Origin of the sequence: Streptomyces ureilyticus (assembly GCF_011045025.1) — a bacterium.
GTDB lineage: Bacteria > Actinomycetota > Actinomycetes > Streptomycetales > Streptomycetaceae > Streptomyces > Streptomyces ureilyticus.
The window spans coordinates 1-19,971 of the sequence record NZ_JAAKZX010000181.1 but is presented as its reverse complement, the minus strand read 5'-3'; the positions used below and the strand labels follow the sequence as shown (position 1 = coordinate 19,971).

Below are 19,971 nucleotides of genomic sequence, written 5' to 3'. Positions count from 1 at the left end.
TTGTGCTGCCGTACGCGTACGACGGGGGCGGGGGTGGGTCGGCTCCGCGGCCCAGCGTGTCGGGGCCCGCCGAAGAGGTCCGGCCCGACGGCTCCGGCCGGGAGCCCGGGCCCGGCGGGCGATCGGCGGACACCGACGCGGCGGCTCCCGAGCCCGGGGGATCGCCTTCGGCCGACGACCGGCCACTCATCCCCGTGTCCGTGCCGCCCCTGCCGGAGGTCTCGCTGTCGGCGCTGCCCGAGCTGCCGGCGCCGGATGTTCCGCGGGTGCCGGAGCTGCCGGGCGTGCCCGGGCTTCCGGACGTCTCCGGCGCGCCCGAGCTGCCGGGCACATCCGGTGCCCCGACCCGACCGGGCAAGTCCTCCGGGACCAGAGTCCCGGACGCCGCCGACGTACCGGCGCCCACGCCACCGATCGACGCTCCTGCACCGAGCCCGCTGCCCTGAGCGAATACGGTTCGAAGGTAGCTGCGGGTTCGTCGTGGCTGGCCACGCCCCGCGGCGGAGCCGCAAATAGACACAGCCCCGCGCTCCTATAGGGGCGCGACACCGCACCGGAACTCGGCCGGTCCGCTCCCGCGAGAGGCCCGCACGGGCCCGCTCGCGCACGCACACGGACGCGCCCGCCGCGTCCCCGGAAAACCCACTCGAAAAAAATTCCGCCTCCGTCGCGACGGACGCCCCGCCCCTCCCCGTAGAGCAGATGTCGGAGCTGCTCCACGGCTGGCTGAAGGGCGGGACGGATGGGTGTCGAGATCTGTGTGGAAGGGCTGACCAAGTCCTTCGGACAGCAGGTCATCTGGCAGGACGTGTCGTTGACGCTGCCTGCCGGGGAGGTCTCCGTCATGCTCGGGCCCTCGGGGACGGGCAAGTCGGTGTTCCTCAAGACGCTCGTGGGGCTGTTGAAGCCGGAGCGGGGGTCCATCACGATCCAGGGCCGGGACCTCACCCGGCTGCGTGAGCACGAGCTGTACGAGGTGCGGAAGCTGTTCGGCGTGCTGTTTCAGGACGGCGCCCTGTTCGGGTCGATGAACCTGTACGACAACATCGCGTTTCCGCTGCGCGAGCACACCCGTAAGCCCGAGAGCGAGATCCGGCGGATCGTGCTCGAGAAGATGGACATGGTCGGCCTCATCGGCGCGGAGGAGAAGCTGCCCGGCGAGATATCCGGCGGAATGCGCAAACGGGCCGGGCTCGCCCGCGCCCTGGTCCTCGACCCCGAGATCATCCTCTTCGACGAACCCGACTCGGGCCTCGACCCCGTCCGCGTCGCCTACCTCAACCAGCTCATCGTCGACCTCAACGCCCAGATCGACGCGACCTTCCTGATCGTCACGCACGACATCGCCTCGGCCCGCCAAGTCCCGGACAACATCGGGCTGTTGTTCCGCCGCGAGCTGGTCATGTTCGGGCCCCGCGAGAAGCTGCTGACCAGCGACGAACCCGTCGTACGGCAGTTCCTGAACGGCCGGATGCAGGGGCCGATCGGCATGGCGGAGGAGAAGGACGCCGCTCAGGTCGAGCAGGAGCTCGCCCAGCTCCGGAAGGGCGAAGGCAGAGGCACGGGCCCGGACGCAACGGGCGGGCCCACCAAGACACCCGGCAGTCAGGTCATGACTCCCCGCCTGCTGCCGGGCCCAGGCATCACCCGCCCACCCCGCTGGCAGGCGATCGCACGACGCGAGGCCGAGTTGCACGGGCACCGCAGCAGGGAGGTGGCCGACGCATGAGCCTGTCGCCGACCGGAGCGCTCAGACAGTCCGGGAACCTGTTCGCGATGGCCCTGGATGTCTTCCGGACCATGCCCCGACGTCCGTTCCAGGCACGGGAGTTCATCCAGCAGGCCTGGTTCGTCGCGAGCGTGACGATCCTGCCCACGGCCCTCGTCTCGATCCCGTTCGGCGCGGTCATCGCCTTGCAGATCGGCAGCCTGACGCGACAGTTGGGCGCCCAGTCCTTCTCGGGTGCGGCCTCGGTGCTGGCCGTGCTGCGCGAGGCCTCGCCGATCGTCACGGCGCTGCTGATCGCGGGTGCGGGCGGCACGGCCATCTGTGCGGACCTCGGGGCGCGCAAGATCCGGGACGAGATCGACGCGATGCAGGTGCTCGGCATCGACCCGGTCCACCGGCTGGTCGTACCGCGGGTGCTGGCCTCGATGCTGGTGGCCGTGCTGCTCAACGGGCTGGTCTCGGTCGTCGGCGTCGCGGGCGGCTACTTCTTCAACGTCATCCTCCAGAACGGCACCCCCGGCGCCTACCTGGCCTCCTTCACCACCCTCGCCCAGCTCTCCGATCTCTGGGCGGCCGAGATCAAGGCCCTCGTCTTCGGAGCGATCGCCGGGATCGTCGCCTCGTACAAGGGACTGACCGCGAAGGGCGGTCCGAAGGGCGTGGGCGACGCGGTGAACCAGTCGGTGGTGATCACCTTCATGTTGCTGTTCGTGACGAACTTCGTGATGACCGCCGTGTACTTCCAAGTCGTTCCGCAGAGGGGCTAGTCGATGCGACTTCTCGACCGCCCACTGCGCTCCCTCGAAGAGCTGGGCAGCCAACTGGCCTTCTACGGGCGCTCGTTGGCGTGGACAGGGCGCACCCTGCGTCGCTACAAGAAGGAGATCCTGCGGCTGCTCGCCGAGGTGAGCTTCGGCCGCGGCGCGCTCGCCGTGGTCGGCGGCACGGTCGGGGTCATCGCCTTCCTGTCCTTCTTCACCGGCACGGAGGTCGGCCTCCAGGGGTACGCCGCGCTCAACCAGCTCGGCACCTCCAACTTCGTGGCGTTCCTGTCGGCGTACTTCAACACCCGGGAGATCGCCCCGCTGGTGGCCGGGCTCGCGCTGTCCGCGACCGTCGGAGCCGGGTTCACCGCCCAGCTCGGCGCGATGCGGATCAGCGAGGAGACCGACGCCCTCGAAGTCATGGGCGTTCCGTCGTTGCCGTTCCTGGTGACGACCCGGATGATCGCCGGGTTCGTCGCCGTGATCCCGCTGTACGTGGTCGGGCTGCTGTCCTCGTACTTCGCCGCCCGGACCATCACCACCGGCTACTACGGGCAGTCGGCGGGCACGTACGACCACTACTTCCAGCAGTATCTGCCGCCGGTCGACGTGTTCTGGTCGTTCGGCAAGGTGATCGTCTTCGCCGTCCTGATCATCCTGGTGCACTGCTACTACGGCTACTACGCGAGCGGCGGACCGGCGGGCGTCGGCGTCGCGGTGGGCCGCGCCGTGCGGACCTCGATCGTCGCCATCAACGTCCTGGACTTCTTCCTGAGCCTCGCGATCTGGGGCGCCAACACGACCGTACGGATCGCGGGGTGAGCGCGATGAGAGTCGCGAAAGTCATGAGACTGCGGTTGTACGGCCTTGTCTTCATCGCCGTGCTCGCGCTGCTGCTGTCGCTCGCCGTGGCCGTCTACCAGCAGGCGTTCACCCCCGTCGTGCGCATCACGCTGGAGGCCGACAGCCTCGGCAACCAGCTCGATCCGCGCGCCGACGTCAAGCTGCGCGGGCTGCTGGTGGGCGAGGTGCGCACGGTGCGGGCCGACGGCGAGAAGGCCACGCTCGACATCGCGCTCAAGCCGGAGCATGTCGCGCAGATCCCCGCCGACGTACACGCGCGGCTGCTGCCCAAGACGCTGTTCGGCGAGAAGTACGTCGACCTCGTGGCGCCCCGGGACACGAACGCCCGGGCCATCCGCGCCGGGGACGTCATCACCCAGGACCGTACGAAGGTCGGTATCGAGTTGCAGCAACTGCTGAACGATCTGCTGCCGTTGCTGCGGACCGTGCAGCCCGGCAAGCTCAACGCCACGCTCTCGGCGTTCTCCACCGCGCTGGAGGGGCGCGGCGACCGGATCGGCGACAACCTCGTCCGAGTCGAGGGCTATCTGCGCCAACTCAACCCGCACATGCCGTCGTTGAGGGAGGACATCGCACGGTTCGCCGACGTCGCCGAGGTGTACGGCGACGCGGCACCCGACCTGATGAAGATCCTTCGCAACACCGTCACCACGAGCCGCACCCTCGTCGAGAAGCGGGACCAACTGGCCGCCGCGCTCACCGCGACCACCGGCGTCGCGGGCACCGCGGACGACTTCCTCGACGACAACGGCGACCGGCTGATCACCCTCGGCCGCGTCTCCCGCCCCACGCTGGACCTCTTCGCCCGCTACTCGCCCGAGTACCCCTGCCTCCTCGAAGGCCTGGTCCGGCAGGAGGAGGCCGCGGAGGAGGCGTTCCGCGGCGGCAAGATGCGCATCACCCTCGAAGTCGTCCAGCAGAGGCCCGCGTACGAGCCGGGTGAGGAGCCGCGCTACGGCGAGAGGTCCGGGCCCGACTGCCGAGGGCTGCCCCATCCGCCGGTGCCCGCACCGCACACGAAGCTCAACGACGGGACGAGGTCAGGGAGTTCGGGCAACGGCCTGCCCGGCGGAATCGACGTGTCCGCCACCGAGGCCGAACAGCGCGCGGTCGGCTCCCTCGTGGCGCCCGCCATGGGCGTGCCCGTCGACGAGGTGCCGCCGGTCGCGACCCTGCTGTTCGGCCCGATGGCCCGCGGGACGGCGGTGAGCGTCGCATGAGGACAGGTCGTACGAAGGCGACCAGCGCCCGGCAGGCCGCCGCACCGCTCATCAAGTTCAGCCTCTTCGCGGTGGTGACGATCCTGGCGACGGCCCTGCTCGCCGCCACCATCGTCAACATCTCCTTCACTCCAGAGCACACGTACCGCGCGGTGTTCAGCGACGTCACGGGCCTGGAGGAGGGCGACGACATACGGGTGGCCGGGGTGCGGGTCGGCGAGGTCGAGGGCATCCGGATCAAGGACCGTACGCGGGCGGAGGTGAGCTTCACGGCCAGTGCGGACCGTCCGCTGCTGCGCAGCACCGGCGCGGTCGTCCGCTACCGGAATCTGGTCGGACAGCGGTACATCGCGCTGACCGAGGGAACGGGCGACGGGACCCGGCTGCGGCCCGGCGGCACGATTCCGCTGTCGCGGACCCAACCCGCCCTGGACCTCAACGCGCTGCTGAACGGCTTCAAGCCGCTGTTCGCCGCGCTCAGCCCCAAGGACGTCAACCAGCTCGCCACCGAGATCATCAAGACGCTTCAGGGCGAGGGCGGCACCGTCAACAGCCTGCTCGCCCACACGGCTTCGCTCACGACCACCCTTGCCGACCGCGACCAGCTGATCGGTTCCGTGATCGACAACCTCAACACCGTCCTGAAGACGCTCGACCGGCGCGGCGCCCGCTTCTCCGGACTGCTCAAGCAGCTGCGGCGGGTGATCTCCGGACTGTCCGCCGACCGCAAGCCCATCGGCGACTCGCTGGTGAGCATCGGCGACCTGGCCGCCGCCACCTCGGGACTGCTCGAGGACGCGCGGCCACCCCTCAAGGACGACATCAGCGAGCTGACCGATCTCACCGGAACGCTGAACAAGAACGAGAAGACCGTGGAGGGCGTCCTGCAGCGGCTGCCGAACAAGCTCAACGAGCTGACGGGGACGGCGTCCTACGGCTCGTGGTTCAACTTCTACCTCTGTGACTTCGACGGCCGGATCGTGCTGCCGAAGACGAAGCAGGTGCTCACTCCTGAGCTGCATGTGGCGAGGGCGAGGTGTGGCGGATGAGCCGCAAGCACCGTCCCCGCAAGCAGCGTCCGGAACCCCTGGTGAAGGTCCGCATCGATCCGCCGCGGCTGCCGAGATTTCTGCGGCCAAGGCTGCCGAGACTGCCGAGACCGGCGAGGATCCTGCCGGCGGGGCGGCCACGGATACGGCTTCTGCCGCGCCTGATCCCGTTCCGGGACCGCAACCCCGTGGTCATCGGCGCCGCCGGACTCACCGCCCTCGCGCTGCTGACCTTCGCCGCGTTCAACGCCGACAGTCTCCCGCTGATCGGCGGTGGCAGGACGTACAGCGCTGCCTTCTCGGAAGCGGGCGGACTCAAGCCGGGCGACGAAGTGCGGATCGCCGGGGTCAAGGTCGGCAAGGTCGAGGAGGTCGACCTGGACGGCGACCACGTCAAGGTCACCTTCAAGGTCAAGGGCGAGCCGGCCTTCGGGACGGCGACCGGTGCGTCGATCCGCGTCAAGACGATCCTCGGCGCGAAGTATCTCGCTCTGCATCCGAAGGGGCCGGGGCAGTTGAAGCCCGGCGACGAGATCCCGCTGCGGCGGACGGTCGCGGCATACGACGTCGTGCAGGCCTTCAGCGATCTGACCACCACGACCGAGGAGGTCGACACGGAGCGGCTCGCGCAGGCGCTGGACACCATCTCGACCACCTTCCAGGACTCTCCCGCCGAGGTACGGGCGTCCATCAAGGGGCTGTCGCGGATCTCGAAGACCGTGGCCTCGCGCGACAAGGCGCTGCGCGAACTCCTCGACCACGCGAACGGGGTCACCGGGGTGCTGGCCGACCGTTCCGAGGACTTCTCCGCGCTGGTCAAGGACGGCGACAAGCTGTTCAAGGAGATCAACAAGCGGCGTACGGCGATCCACAACCTCCTCAAGAGCTCCGCCGCGCTCGGTATCGAGCTCTCCGGCCTGGTCGAGGACAACCGGAAGGAGATCGGGCCCGCTCTCAAGGGCCTCAACATCTTCGTGAAGATGCTCGAACGCAACCAGTCGAGCCTCGACCGCAGCGTCAAACTGCTCGCGCCCTATGTACGGGTCTTCACCAACACGCTCGGCAACGGCCGCTGGTTCGACAGCTACATCCAGAACATGGTCGCCGCTCCGGTGGTCCCGCGGACGGGGGGCTCCCGATGAAGTCACCACTGGGGAGTTCACCCATGGCTCGCCGCCTGGCCCTGGTCACCGCGCTGGCCGTGGTCGCCACGCTCACCGTCGTCCTGTGGCCGCGCTCCGAGCCCGTGCGCGTCACCGCGTACTTCCCGCGCACCGTCGGCATCTACCCCGGCTCGGACGTCCGCGTCCTCGGCGTCCGGATCGGCGAGGTCAAGAAGATCACGCCGGAGGGCAAGCGGGTGCGGGTCGAGTTCGAGTACGAGGAGGGGCGCAAGCTGCCGGCCGACGCGAAGGCGGCGATCATCAACTCCTCGGTGGTCAGCGACCGTTACGTACAACTGCTGCCGGTGTACCGGAAGGGCCCGGTGCTGCGGGACGGAGACGTGATCCCCGAGGCGCGTACGGCCGTACCGGTCGAACTCGACCGGATCTTCGACAGTCTGCACACCACGTCGGAGGCGCTCGGCCCGAAGGGCGCGAACAAGGACGGCGCGCTGTCACGGCTGCTGGGGGTGAGTGCGGACAACCTCGACGGGCAGGGCGAGAACCTGAACCAGACGGTCGAGGACCTGTCGCAGGCGGTCACGACCCTGTCCGACGGGCGGGGCGACCTGTTCGGGACCGTACGCAACTTGCAGGTCTTCACGGCCGCGCTGGCGGCCGACGACAAGAGCGTGCGGTCGTTCAACGGCAGCCTCGCCAAGGTGGCGAAGCAGCTCGCCGGGGAGCGCAAGGACCTCGCGGCGGCGCTCAAGCACTTGGGGACGGCCCTCGGTGACATCTCCGACTTCGTGAAGAAGAACAAGAAATCGCTGCGCGCGAACGTGAAGGGCCTCAGCAAGGTCACCAAGGTCCTCGTCACCCAACGGGCCGCGCTGGAGGAGCTGTTGGAGGTCACGCCGACCGGTCTGTCCAATCTGCAGAACGCCTACAACGCGTCCGCCGGCACCCTCGACACCCGCAACAATCCGGACCATTCGCAGGACCCGGCCGCGCTGCTGTGCTCCCTGCTGAAGACGACCGGGGACGAGGGCGGCAAGAACCCGGACTGCCGGGATCTGGAGAAGCTCTTCAAGTCCCTGCCGAAGGTGCCGCAGGCCCCGGCCGTGCCGAGCACGGGCACCGTCGACCGGACGCTCGGCGGAATTCTGGGGGCCGACGCATGAGCAAGCTGCGTATGAGCGAACTGCGTCTGCGCGGGCCGCGTATGAGCATGCGGCGCAAGGGCGGGGCGGTCGCCTGGGCGGCGGTCGGTTCTGTGCTGCTGACCGGCTGCGAGTTCAACGGCTGGTACGACGTCGAGCTGCCCGGGGGCGCCGCCGCGGACGGCCACGCCTACCACGTCACGGTCGAGTTCAGGGACGTACTGGACCTGGTGCCGCAGTCGGCGGTCAAGGTCAACAACGTCACCGTGGGCGCGGTCGAGAAGGTGGAGCTGGCCGACTGGCACGCGCGAGTACGGCTGCGGGTCGCCGACTCGGTGAAGCTGCCCGGCAACGCGGTCGCCGAGCTGCGGCAGACCAGCATGCTCGGCGAGAAGTACGTGGCGCTGTCCGCCCCGCCGGACGCCGATCCCGTGGGCCGGCTCGGTGACGGCGACCGGATCCCGCTGTCCCGCAGCGGCCGGAACCCGGAGATCGAGGAGGTGCTCTCCGCCCTGTCCGCGCTCCTCAACGGCGGCGGAGTGGCCCAGCTCAAGACCATCACCGAGGAACTCAACAAGGCCCTGGCCGGCCGGGAGAACCGGGTCAAGTCCCTGCTCAAGGAGCTCAACACCTTCATCGGCGGCCTGGACAAGCAGCGCAAGGACATCGTGCGCGCGCTCGAGGGCATCGACCGGCTGGCCAAACGGCTGGGCAAGGAGAAGAAGACCATCGCCCGCGCCGTCGACACCATGCCGCCCGCACTGAAGGTCCTCGCCGACCAGCGACGCGACCTGACGAAGATGCTCACCGCGCTGTCGAAGCTCGGCAAGACCGGCACCAAGGTCATCAACGCCTCGCGGGACGACACGGTCGCGAACCTGAAGCAGCTCAGGCCGATCCTGCAACAGCTCAACAAGGCGGGCGACGACCTGCCCAACTCCCTTGAACTGCTGACCACTTACCCGTTCCCGCGCAACGCGGTGGACGCCGTCAAGGGCGACTACGTCAACCTCAAGATCACCGCAGACCTCGATCTTGAGGGCATCTACGGCAACCTCACCGACAAGCCCGGAGAGGGGAACGGGGACGGCAAGGGCCAGGACGACGGACCCGAGGTCCCGGACCTGCCCGGACTCCCAGACGCACCGGACGTACCCGACCTGCCGGATGTGCCGACCCCCACAGGGCTGCCGAGCACGCCGAACCTGCCCGACTCGCCTGACTCGCCCGACGACCCTTCGGCGCCTTCGGACGGCGGCCCGCTCTGCCCACCGGTGTGCGCCGGCAGTTACGCCGCCCACGGGACCTCGGATTCAGGCGGACTTCCGGCAGGGATCGACCTCGCGCTCGCGGAGCTCATGCTGAAGGGGATACAGCCGTGATCACACGTACGGTCAAGGCCCAGCTGCTCGCCTTCGCCACCGTCACCGCCGTCGGGGTGTCGTACGTCGGCGCCGAGTACACGGGCCTGGTGGACGAACTCCTCGACCGCGGCTACACCGTGCGGGCCGACTTCGCCGACTCCGGGGGCATCTTCGCCGGTGCCGAGGTGACGTACCGCGGGGTGCCGGTGGGCCGGGTCGGCGCGCTGCGGCTCACCGGCTCCGAGGGCGTCTCGGTGTCGCTCGACATCAAGGGCGACGGGCCGCGCATCCCGGCGGACACGCTGGCCGTGGTGGCGAACCGTTCGGCGGTGGGTGAGCAGTACGTCGATCTGCAGCCGCGCGACTCCGGCGGCCCGTATCTGCTCGACGGCAGCTCGATCCCACGGGAGAGCACGCGGGTTCCGCTGCCCACCACGGACATGGTCCTCAGTCTGGACCGGCTGGTCACCTCGGTCGGCAAGGACGATCTGCGGGTCACCGTCGACGAGTTGGGCAAGGCCTTCGCCGGCACCGGACCGTCGCTGAGCCGTCTTGTGGACTCGGGCAACGCGCTCGTGGAGTCGGCGTCCGACTCGCTCCCGCAGACGGTCTCGCTGATCGAGGACTCACGGAAGGTCCTCAAGACGCAGGCCGACCAGGGCTCGTCCATCAAGTCGTTCTCCCGCGATCTGGCGGCACTCACCGCGGAGTTGAAGTCGAGCGACGGGGACCTGCGCAAGCTGATCGGCAACACGGCACCGGCCGCGCAGGAGGTCAACTCGCTGCTCAAGTCCACCGGGCCGGATCTACGAGTCCTGCTGGCCAACCTGATCAGCGGCGGCCAGGTCACGGTGGCGCGGCTGCCCGGCGTGGAGCAGGCCCTGGTCACCTTCCCGGTGGTGGTCGCCGGCAGCTACACCGTCATCCCGGGCGACGGCACCACCCACTTCGGCCTGGTCCTCAACGCCGACGACCCGCCGGCGTGCACCCAGGGCTACTGGACGGGGCGGCGAGACCCCGCGGACACGAGCACGCGTCCCGCGAACACCGAGGCGCGCTGCACGGCTCCGCGGGGCGGGGGCACGTCGGTGCGGGGGGCGCAGAACGCGCCCGGGGCGTCGTCCGGTTCCGGTTCCGGGGCCGGCGGTGCCGACCGGGCGGCGTACGTCGCGCCGTACGACCCGGAGACCGGGACGGCGACCGGCCCGGACGGAACGCCCGTCGAGATCGGCTCGACGGGCGGACAGCAGACCGTGTTTGGAAGGGAGTCGTGGCAATGGCTGCTAGTGGGACCGATGGCGTGACCAGAAGGCTGCAAGCGCTGAGGGTCTGGGCGTTGGCTGGGGTGCAAGCCGCGCCCAGTAAGGGGCGCGGGGCTGTGACATATACGGCTCCGCCGCGATGGGGGTCCCCCCGCGCGAGCTCGATTCGAGCGTGGGGGAGCGACCAGCCACAGCCGACCCGCGGTCGCCCCACTGCCCTTCCCACGGAGCGCCCGCGCAGGGCCCTGTCGGTGGGACTCGCGGTGGCAACAGCCGTGACCACCGCACTGACCATCTGGCTGTGTTTCCAGCTGCTCGAGCGCCACGAGGCGGACCAGCGGCGCCAGGCCATCCTCGCGGCGGCCCGCCAATCGGCACTGAACTTCACCTCGCTCGACTACCGGCGCTACGACCGCGACAGCGGCAACGTGCTGAAGGGCGCCACAGGCGACTTCAAGGAGCAATTCGCCGCGCAGACCGAGGAGTTGACCGCGCTGGTCGCCGAGAACAAGTCGGTGTCCGAGGGCCGGGTCCTCGATGCGGGCATCGTCCGCTCCGACGAGCGCTCGGCCCGGGTCCTGGTCGTCGCCGACAGCAAGGTGACCAACACGGCCGTGCCCGACGGGGAGGCGCGCACGTACCGGCTGCAACTCGACCTCGTCCTGAAGGACGGCCGCTGGCTGACGTCCGACGTGGAGTTCGTCGGCTGACCGGGCTCCGCCCCGCCGAACAACCAGTGCCGTACGCCCCGTCCGGCGCCGTACGACCAGTCCGTGCCGTACGCCCAGTCCAGTGCCGTACGCCCAGTAAGGAGCAAGACCGTGGCGAACCCGACCTCCCGAACGCGCGGCGCCGGCTCGCCCGCCCGCCGCACCCTGACGGCGGCGGCCCGCGCGGCGGCCAAGCGCACCGCGTCCAAGCGCGCGGAACGCGTCACCGGCGATCCCGCGGCCCCGTCCCGGAAGGAAGCCGCCGCCAAGAAGACACCACGTCGCCCGGAGGGACAGGAGTCCGGGCCCACCCTGGTCATCGAGGTCCCGGACGGCTGGGACGACCCACCGGAGCCGTCACTGGACTCCTTCGATGAGGACGAGCCGGAGGGCAAGGGCAAGGAGGACGGGAACGGGGACGGGGACGGGGACGGGAGCGAGACCAGATCAGATGGCGGTGCCGGCTCTGGTTCCGGTGGGCGGCGATCCCGCGGGCGACTGCTCACCGCGATCCTGACCGTCCTCCTCATCGCGGGTCTGGTCGCGGTCGCCGTACTCGGATGGCAGTACCGCGAGGGGCAGCGGGCCGAGCAGGCACGTGAACAAGCACTCACGGCCGCGCGGAAGGCGGCGCCCGTCGTGCTGTCGTACGACTACCGCCACCTGGACCGTGACTTCACCGCGGCGCGCGCCCATCTCACCGGGAACTTCCGCGACGAGTACGGGAAGACCACGAAGACGGTGGTCGGGCCGACGGCCAGGAAGTACGAGGGCGTGGTGAAGGCCACCGTCGTCGAACCCGCCGCCGGCGGCACTCCCGCCGCCTCGGTCGTATCGGCCTCACCGGACAAGGCGGTGGTGCTGCTCTTCGTCAACCAGGTGACGAAGAGCACCCAGGTCTCGGGGCCGCGGGTGGATCTGAACCGGGTGCGAATGACACTGGACCACACCTCCGAGGGCTGGAAGGTGAGCGCGGTCGATGCCCTCTGAGCCACTCACTGACCATTGAGCCCACTCACTGACCATGCCCTCCGCGCAGATCGCGCGGGGGGCGTTTCTCTGCTACGGCTCTTGACAGGGATCCTCAGCCCCAGGCAGCCTTTTCATCAGACAGAAACTTATTTCCGCAATACGGAACTTACTCGCGAGAGAGGGCGCCGACCCCGATGGGATATGCGGAGCAACGCTTCAACGTCAACCTGTCCATCCTCTTCACGGAACTCCCGCTCGTGGAGCGCCCCGCGGCAGCCGCCGCGGCCGGCTTCACCGCGGTCGAGCTGTGGTGGCCGTGGGTCGACTCCCCCACCCCCGAGCGGTCCGAACTCGACGCCCTGAAGAAGGCGATCGAGGACGCGGGCGTCCAGTTGACGGGGCTGAACTTCTACGCCGGGCAACTGCCGGGCCCGGACCGTGGCGCGCTGTCGATTCCGGGCGAGGAGTCGGAGAAGTTCCGCGCGAACGTCGATGTGGCGGCGGACTTCGCCCAGTCCCTCGGCTGCAAGGCCCTCAACGCTCTGTACGGCAACCGCGTCGAGGACGTGGACCCGGCCGAGCAGGACGCACTCGCACTGCAGAACCTCTCCCTCGCGGCCCACGCCGCCGACCGCATCGGCGCGATCCTGCTGATCGAGGCGTTGAACCGACGCGAGTCGCCGCTGTATCCGCTGGTGTCGGCGCCGGCCGCAGTCGGGATCGTCGACAAGGTGAACGAGGCGACGGGGCTGGGCAACGCACGCTTCCTCATGGACCTTTACCACCTGTCCATGAACGGCGAAGCCCTGCCGTCCCTGATCGAGCGGTATGCCGCACGGACCGGCCACGTCCAGATCGCCGACAACCCGGGCCGCGGAGCCCCCGGCACCGGCACGCTGCCGCTGGAGGACCTGCTGGACCAGCTGGGCAAGGCGGGTTACGAGGGCTGGGTCGGCCTGGAGTACAAGCCGGGCGACCGCCCCAGCGCCGAGGCCTTCGAGTGGCTGCCACGCGAGGCCCGAGCCGCCCGCTGAACGCCAACCCACAGACGTAGCACAGCAGTTGGAGAGGCACGAGAGGACCCCTTATGACCAGCAAACTTCCCAAAGTCGCGTGGATAGGCCTGGGCATCATGGGCTCCCCCATGTCCGAGAACCTGATCAAGGCGGGCTACGACGTCACCGGCTACACCCTGGAGCAGGAGAAGCTCGACCGCCTGACCGCCGCCGGAGGCACCGCGGCCGGCTCCATTACCGAAGCCGTACGGGACGCCGACGTCGTGATCACGATGGTGCCCGCGTCGCCGCAGGTCGAGGCCATCGCGTACGGCCCGGACGGCATCCTGGAGAACGCGCGGTCCGGCGCCCTCCTGATCGACATGTCCTCCATCACCCCGCAGACCTCGGTCGACCTGGCCAAGTCCGCGGCGGAGAAGGGCATCCGCGTCCTCGACGCACCAGTCTCCGGCGGCGAGGCGGGCGCCGTCGAGGCCGTACTGTCCATCATGGTCGGCGGCGAGCAGACCGACTTCGACGAGGCGAAACCTCTCTTCGAGGCGCTCGGAAAAACCATCGTCCTCTGCGGCCCCCACGGCTCCGGCCAAACGGTAAAGGCCGCCAACCAGCTGATCGTCGCCGTCAACATCCAAGCGTGCGCCGAAGCCGTCGTGTTCCTGGAGAAGTCGGGCGTCGACCTGAAGGCAGCCCTCGACGTCCTGAACGGCGGCCTCGCCGGCTCAACCGTATTGACCCGCAAGAAGAACAACTTCCTGAACCGCGACTTCAACGCGGGCTTCCGTATCGACCTGCACCACAAGGACATGGGCATCGTCACGGACGCCGCCCGCAACGTCGGCGCGGCCCTGCCCGTCGGCGCCGTCGTCGCCCAACTCGTCGCCTCCCTACGCACACAGGGCGACGGCGGCCTCGACCACTCGGCGCTGCTGCGCGCGGTCGAGCGCCTCTCCGGCGCACAGGTCTGACGCCCCGATATCGGGCGATGCCCTGGCCTCGTTAGGCAGGGGGCACCAGCACAGCGCCCAGCCCCGCGGCGCGGCAATCCGTCGAAGGCCGTGTCCCGCAGCAGCCAGCCCGCGGAACCCACCGGTCGGCCTCCGGAGACAGCGGTGAGGGTGTGCTGCTTGTCGGCCCACACCAGACCGAGCCCCTTCACCCCGGATGGGTCGGACTCGCCATCACGGAGTGCGGCTCTGTCCTCCGGCGAACCGGGGCCCGGTGCATGCATCAACTGAAGGTCCGCGCCACCGTCGTCCACCACACGCTCCGCAGCGGCCACGGCAGCGGGGTCGAACCGGTAGCGCAGACAGTGCCGGCCGCTGGACTGGACCGCCCCGTCCGCCTGGGCGCCCAGGCGGCGCAGTACCGCGATCGAGGCCGCGTTGCCGGGCAGGACGAACGCGAAAACGGCGGGGAGCGAGAGGCGGCGAAATGCCAGCTCCAGGCACGCGCGGCCGGCCTCGCCAGCGATCCCACGGCCTTGCGCCCGTGGGTGCAGGGCGAAACCGAGGTCGACCCCGTACTTGGCCCGGTTGCGCAGTCCCACCCGGCCGAGAAACGCGTGCGTCGCGGCGTCCCTGACCGCGAAGTCGCCGTAGCCGTGTCTGGTCCAGTGGGCGACGTGGTCGTCGCACATGGCCTCGGCCGCGGATCGACTGTCCGCCCGGCCGGTCGCCAGCCACCGCATGACGCTGTCCTGACTGACCACAGCCGCAAAGAGATCGTCGCTGTCCCCGCGTCGGATCGGCTCCATCACAAGCCTCTGGGTGCGCAGAACGGGTCCACTTAACCGAGCCACTCAGCAACTCCTCTCGATCACCAAGGTTCACGGCGCCGGTACGGCACCGATCTGCTGCATCACCCCGAGGAGATCGGGCTGGCCCCGTTCGCCGACGATCCGGCCGTCGGCCAGGTAGTAGAAGTTCATGGCCTGCACCGAGATCTTGTTGCCGCTCGCCGGGATCCCGAAGAATTCACCGTCGTGGGTTCCCCGCATGGTGAACCGCGCGGCCACGGTGTCGCCTTCGGTGACCGTCTCCTCCAGCGTCCACTGGACGTCGGTGAAGGCGCTGCGCATCATCCCGAGGACTTCCATGTACCCATCGGGCCCCCGCAGTGGTTCCGGGTGGCTTGGCGCGTGGAACACCGCGTCCGGAGAAATGACCTCGCGGGCGAGATCCTCGTTGCCCGTGTTGATGAACTCGACGAAACGGTTCATCACTGACTCGGTGGACTGCGACGGCATCTTGCTGTGCCTCTCCAGAGACGTTTGAGCGGGTATCTGCGAGCGTAACATCGAATCGATGTTCATATCGATTCGATGTTCGCGTGCGAAGATGGACTCATGCTGGAACTCGCGATACTCGGCTTCCTCGCCGAGGGCCCCCTGCCCGGACACGAGCTGCGCCGCCGCGTCTCACAGCTGACCGGCTATACGCGGCCGGTCAGTGACGGCAGCCTGTATCCGGCGATCAACCGTCTGACCCGGGCGGGCTTGATCGAGCGGCGCGCAGACCCGGCCGCCGGGGCGGCCCGGTACATGCTCAGCCTGACCGAGCCCGGACGGGCTGACATGCTTCAGCGCCTGCGCAAGCCCGCCGACCACGAGATCACCGACTTCACCCGGTTCTACGTCATCCTGGCGTTCCTCTCCCACCTGCCCGACGTGGCCGAACAGCACGCGGTGCTGCGCAGACGGCTGGAGTTCCTGGAAGAACCGGCGAGCTTCTTCTACGACAACGAGCGGCCCCTGCGAGCCGAGGAGATCGCCGACCCCTACCGGCGGGGCATGCTGCTCACCGCCCGCGCCACCAGCCGCGCCGAACGGACCTGGCTGCGCGACACCCTCGGCGAGGAACCACCCGCATTCGACACCGCATGCACCGACAGCGATCCACATGCGCCCGCCGCTCCCGCGAGCTGACCGCCCACGGAGGTACCCCCATGCTTGCATCCTGGTACGACGACCAGGGCCCCGCCGCCGATGTCCTGCACGTCGGCGAACTACCTGATCCTCTCCCCGGCCCCGGCGAGGTCCGCGTCCGCGTCACCGTCTCGGGCGTCAACCCCGGCGACACCAAGAAACGGCGCGGCTGGCTCGGCTCGTCCATGCCTTTCCCACAAGTGATCCCGCACAGCGACGCCGCCGGAGTCGTCGACGCCGTGGGCACCCAAGCCGACGCCCACCGCGTCGGACAACGGGTCTGGGTATACGGCGCCCAGTCCTACCGCCCCTTCGGCACCGCCGCCCAGTACACCGTCGTACCCGACCACCAGGCCGCACCCCTGCCCGACCACCTCAGTGACGAGCTGGGCGCGAGCCTCGGTATCCCCGGCATCACCGCCCACCGCACCGTCTTCGCCGACGGCCCGGTCGACGGCCAACTGGTTCTGGTCCACGGAGTTCTCGGCGGCGTCGGCTCCCTGGCCGCCCAGCTCGCCCACTGGGCCGGCGCCACCGTGATCGCCACCGTCCGCCGCACCGCGGACCTCGACCGCGTCGACCCGGCCGTCGTCTCCCACGCCGTCGCCCTGGACACCGGCGAGCCCGCCGCTGCCATCCGCGCGTACGCGCCGCGGGGCATCGACCGGATCATCGAGGTCGCGCTGTCCGACAACGCCGACCTCGACAACGCCGTCGCCGCCAACAACGCCGTCATCGCCGCCTATGCCACCCGCACGGACCGCACTGAGATCCCCTTCTGGCCCCTGCTGTTCAACAACGTCACCCTGCGGCTGCTCGGCAGCGACGACTTCCCCGCCGAGGCCAAGCGCCAGGCCGCCCGCGACCTCACCTCCGCCGCCGCCGTCGGCGCCCTCACCGTCGCCGTCGGCGACCGTCACCCGCTGGACGACATCGCCAAGGCCCACGACCACGTCGACGCCGGCGGTGGCCACGGCCGCATCCTGCTCACCATCCCCCAATAGCGCAGACTCGGAACACTGCCCTGCTCAACTGCCTAGCCCTACGGGTCGGCCCGTCGCGCTGCCAAGTAATCGGACCAGCCCCCGCCGGCGAGAGTGGCCCAGCGTTCGACTGTCCTGGGGTGGATGCCGAGCAGGTCGGCGATGACCATGGGCGGCAGGTCGTACGTGCGCTACGAAAGCCTCAAATGAACCTCTGAATACTGCCCCGGGGGCTTCAACTCACCCCACCAGCGGGCACATCCTCAGCACATGAGGCCCGCCGGCACGGGGGCGGCGGGCCTCATACAGGGCATGCAGGTCATACCGGGCATGCAGGGGCTCAAGTCTTGAGCGTCCTGATCGACGTTGGCGCATGCCACGCCTCCGTAGCGACCTCCTCGAACTCCACCACCGCGCTGATGTCGTTCGTCGTGGACATCGCGATGTTGGTGACGCGTTCCAGGATCGCCTCGACCACGACCGGGACGCGGTGCTCGGCGGCCAGCTTCAGGGCATGTTCGAAGGCGGCGGCCAGTTCGCGGGGGTCCGTGACGCGGAGTGCTTTGCAGCCGAGGCCCTCGGCGACCTTGATGTGGTCTACGCCGTAAGCGCCCAGCTCTGGGGAGTTGAGGTTCTCGAACTCGAGGTTGACCTGGAAGTCGATGTCGAACGCGCGCTGTGCCTGGCGGATCAGGCCGAGGTAGGCGTTGTTCACCAGGACGTGCACGTACGGGATCCGGTGCTGGGCGCCGACCGCCAGTTCCTCGATCATGAACTGGAAGTCGTAGTCGCCGGAGAGGGCGACCACGGACGCCTCCGGGTCGGCCTTCGCCACGCCCAGGGCGGCCGGGATGGTCCAGCCGAGCGGGCCCGCCTGACCGCAGTTGATCCAGTGGCGCGGTCGGTGGACGTGCAGCAGCTGGGCGCCGGCGATCTGCGAGAGGCCGATCGTGGACACGTACCGGGTATCGGGTCCGAAGACCTTGTTCATCTCCTCGTACACGCGTTGCGGCTTGATCGGGATGTCGTCGAAGTGCGTACGCCGTTGGAGCCGGGCCTTCCTCTCCTGCGCCGATCGGGTCCACGCGGACCGGTCCGGCAGGGCGCCGGCCGCCTTCAACTCCCGTGCCGCCTCTACGAAGAGCTCCAGCGCCGCCTTCGCGTCGGACGCGATCCCGAAGTCCGGCGCGAAGATCCGCCCGAGCTGCGTCGGCTCGATGTCGACGTGCACGAACGTCCGGCCGGCCGTGTAGACGTCCAGCCTGCCGGTGTGGCGGTTGGCCCAGCGGTTGCCGATGCCGAGGACGAAGTCGGATTCCAGGAAGGTCGCGTTGCCGTAGCGGTGCGAGGTCTGGAGGCCGACCATGCCGGCGTTCAGCTCGTGGTCGTCGGGGAGTGCGCCCCAGCCCATGAGCGTGGGGATGACAGGGATACCTGTCAACTCCGCGAATTCCAAGAGGAGTTCGCAGGCGTCGGCGTTGATGACTCCGCCTCCCGCGACGATCAGCGGGCGCTCTGCGGCGTTCAGCATTCCTAGCGCCTTCTCGATCTGCGGGCGGCTCGCGGACGGCTTGTAGACCGGCAGCGGCTGGTACGTCTCGGGGTCGAACTCGATCTCGGTGAGCTGGACGTCGACGGGCAGGTCGATGAGTACGGGCCCGGGGCGGCCGGAGCGCATGAGGTGGAAGGCCTGCTGGAAGACGCCCGGCACCTGCGCCGCCTCCAGCACGATGACCGCCATCTTCGTGACCGGCCTGGCGATCGAGGCGATGTCGACGGCCTGGAAGTCCTCCTTGTGGATCACGGCAGTTGGCGCCTGGCCGGTGATGCAGAGGATGGGGATCGAGTCACCGATCGCGGAGTACAGGCCGGTGATCATGTCGGTGCCGGCAGGACCGGACGTACCGATACAGACGCCGATGCTGCCGGGACGGGTGCGGGTGAAGCCCTCGGCCATGTGCGAGGCGCCCTCGACATGGCGGGCGAGGGTGTGGTCGATGCCGCCGGAGGCCTTGAGGGCGGCGTAGAAGGGGTTGATCGCCGCGCCTGGGACACCGAACGCGTCGGTGACACCTTCCCGCTTGAGGATCTCAACTGCCGCGCGGGCAGCGGTCATTCGAGCCATGGAGTACTCCTGCTTCGGCCGTCGGTCCGGGCTCCCGTCTCGCCCCGGAGAGAGCTTCGATGTCCATCGGGATCTACATTGAATTCCGCGATACGGAAAATAATTTCTGCTATCTGGAAGCAATGTAGGCGGGGCCTCAGGGGGCGTCAAGACACGGCACCCATCCGGCAGGAACCACTCCGCCGTCCCCGACGGACCGAGTGCCCGTTGCTCCAACTGCCTGCCGTGGACCGACCGGTTGGAGGACGATGGAGGTCTGTCCGTGGGGTGTTTGTGGACGCGACGTTTTCTGGAGTGGGCCATGGCCGAGAGCGTGCCGGTGCGGTGTCCAGCCTGTCGGCGCGAGCATGTCTATGCGGCGCCGTCGTACCCCTGTGTGTGCGGTGCGCCCGTCACGCCCGAGCTCGACCGGGACGCGGTCCCGGAGTCCCTTACGCATCACACCTGGGACGACGACTGGATCACGGTCCAGTGCGCTGCCTGCGGCCGGCAGGACCAGTGGCCGCAGCCCGAACTGGGGTGTCCCTGCGGGACGGTGCTGCGGGTGCCGTTGGCTGAGGAGCGCGGCTCGGGGGTGAGTGTGGGTGCAGGTACGAGTACGGATACGGGCGGCGAGCCGGAAGCCACAGACCCCGGCGCTGACGTCGACGAAGGCACCGGCGAGGGAACTGGCCAGCCGTCGGCCGCTCCGCCCGGCTCCCGCCGCCCCCGCATCCCTCTCCCC

At 69.3% G+C, this 19,971-nt stretch carries 17 protein-coding genes and 3 pseudogenes; 17 read left to right on the top strand and 3 right to left on the bottom strand.

Going from position 1 to position 19,971, the window contains the following annotated elements; all coding sequences use genetic code 11:
- From G6048_RS36985 to G6048_RS36920, 14 genes and pseudogenes are all read left to right on the top strand, one after another.
- Positions 1-446 (top strand): annotated as a pseudogene (locus G6048_RS36985) (RNA polymerase subunit sigma); the annotation flags it as partial.
- Positions 447-742: 296 nt separating this feature from the next.
- A complete protein-coding gene (locus G6048_RS36980; RefSeq protein WP_165343963.1) occupies positions 743-1,729 on the top strand; it encodes an ABC transporter ATP-binding protein in 987 nt (328 codons plus the stop codon).
- Positions 1,726-2,496, top strand: coding sequence for an MlaE family ABC transporter permease (locus G6048_RS36975; protein WP_165343962.1), 771 nt, complete (start codon positions 1,726-1,728; stop codon positions 2,494-2,496). Before G6048_RS36980 ends, G6048_RS36975 begins: the two co-directional genes overlap by 4 nt.
- A gap of 3 nt (positions 2,497-2,499) precedes the next feature.
- Entirely contained in the window at positions 2,500-3,315 is an 816-nt protein-coding gene (locus tag G6048_RS36970; protein WP_165343961.1) for an MlaE family ABC transporter permease, read from the top strand.
- Between the two features lie 5 nt (positions 3,316-3,320).
- A complete protein-coding gene (locus tag G6048_RS36965) occupies positions 3,321-4,577 on the top strand; it encodes an MCE family protein (protein WP_165343960.1) in 1,257 nt (418 codons plus the stop codon).
- Positions 4,574-5,626, top strand: a complete 1,053-nt coding sequence (locus G6048_RS36960; protein ID WP_165343959.1) for an MCE family protein — start codon at positions 4,574-4,576, stop codon at positions 5,624-5,626. The genes G6048_RS36965 and G6048_RS36960 overlap by 4 nt, the downstream gene beginning before the upstream one ends.
- 161 nt (positions 5,627-5,787) lie before the next feature.
- On the top strand, positions 5,788-6,768 hold the full coding sequence (locus G6048_RS36955) for an MCE family protein (RefSeq protein ID WP_165343969.1): 981 nt from the start codon (positions 5,788-5,790) through the stop codon (positions 6,766-6,768).
- 23 nt (positions 6,769-6,791) lie between these two features.
- Positions 6,792-7,913 (top strand): MCE family protein, encoded by a 1,122-nt coding sequence (locus G6048_RS36950; RefSeq protein ID WP_235990852.1) that lies wholly within the window; start codon positions 6,792-6,794, stop codon positions 7,911-7,913.
- 41 nt (positions 7,914-7,954) lie between these two features.
- Positions 7,955-9,274, top strand: coding sequence for an MCE family protein (locus tag G6048_RS36945; protein ID WP_165343968.1), 1,320 nt, complete (start codon positions 7,955-7,957; stop codon positions 9,272-9,274).
- The gene (locus tag G6048_RS36940) at positions 9,271-10,560 is read left to right on the top strand and encodes an MCE family protein (RefSeq protein WP_165343958.1); all 1,290 of its coding nucleotides are present in this window, start codon (positions 9,271-9,273) and stop codon (positions 10,558-10,560) included. Before G6048_RS36945 ends, G6048_RS36940 begins: the two co-directional genes overlap by 4 nt.
- 233 nt (positions 10,561-10,793) lie before the next feature.
- Positions 10,794-11,228: a hypothetical protein gene (locus G6048_RS36935; RefSeq protein ID WP_328828073.1), complete on the top strand. Its 435-nt coding sequence runs from the start codon at positions 10,794-10,796 to the stop codon at positions 11,226-11,228.
- 111 nt (positions 11,229-11,339) lie between these two features.
- On the top strand, positions 11,340-12,218 hold the full coding sequence (locus tag G6048_RS36930) for a hypothetical protein (protein ID WP_165343957.1): 879 nt from the start codon (positions 11,340-11,342) through the stop codon (positions 12,216-12,218).
- A gap of 176 nt (positions 12,219-12,394) precedes the next feature.
- Positions 12,395-13,234 carry a TIM barrel protein gene (locus tag G6048_RS36925; protein ID WP_165343956.1) on the top strand — a complete coding sequence of 280 codons (840 nt, stop codon included), beginning with the start codon at positions 12,395-12,397 and terminating at the stop codon, positions 13,232-13,234.
- A gap of 53 nt (positions 13,235-13,287) precedes the next feature.
- Positions 13,288-14,181 (top strand): 2-hydroxy-3-oxopropionate reductase, encoded by an 894-nt coding sequence (locus G6048_RS36920; protein ID WP_165343955.1) that lies wholly within the window; start codon positions 13,288-13,290, stop codon positions 14,179-14,181.
- A 437-nt stretch (positions 14,182-14,618) separates the two neighbouring features.
- On the opposite strand, the pseudogene G6048_RS52085 reads toward G6048_RS36920, so the two are convergent.
- Together G6048_RS52085 and G6048_RS36910 are read right to left on the bottom strand one after the other, a co-directional pair.
- Positions 14,619-14,969: pseudogene (locus tag G6048_RS52085) on the bottom strand (GNAT family N-acetyltransferase); the annotation flags it as partial.
- 72 nt (positions 14,970-15,041) lie between these two features.
- Positions 15,042-15,527, bottom strand: coding sequence for an ester cyclase (locus G6048_RS36910; RefSeq protein WP_235990849.1), 486 nt, complete (start codon positions 15,525-15,527; stop codon positions 15,042-15,044).
- A 33-nt stretch (positions 15,528-15,560) separates the two neighbouring features.
- Between G6048_RS36910 and G6048_RS36905 the strand changes: the two genes are divergently transcribed.
- Both G6048_RS36905 and G6048_RS36900 read left to right on the top strand, forming a co-directional pair.
- On the top strand, positions 15,561-16,139 hold the full coding sequence (locus G6048_RS36905) for a PadR family transcriptional regulator (protein ID WP_165343954.1): 579 nt from the start codon (positions 15,561-15,563) through the stop codon (positions 16,137-16,139).
- 20 nt (positions 16,140-16,159) lie between these two features.
- Positions 16,160-17,143, top strand: coding sequence for an NADPH:quinone reductase (locus G6048_RS36900; protein WP_165343953.1), 984 nt, complete (start codon positions 16,160-16,162; stop codon positions 17,141-17,143).
- A gap of 319 nt (positions 17,144-17,462) precedes the next feature.
- Here the strand turns inward: G6048_RS36900 and gcl are convergent, their stop codons facing one another.
- Complete coding sequence (gene gcl, locus G6048_RS36895; RefSeq protein WP_206342580.1) at positions 17,463-19,247, bottom strand: glyoxylate carboligase; 1,785 nt, start codon at positions 19,245-19,247, stop codon at positions 17,463-17,465.
- 301 nt (positions 19,248-19,548) lie between these two features.
- Between gcl and G6048_RS50335 the strand changes: the two are divergent.
- A pseudogene (locus G6048_RS50335) lies at positions 19,549-19,971 on the top strand (hypothetical protein); the annotation flags it as partial.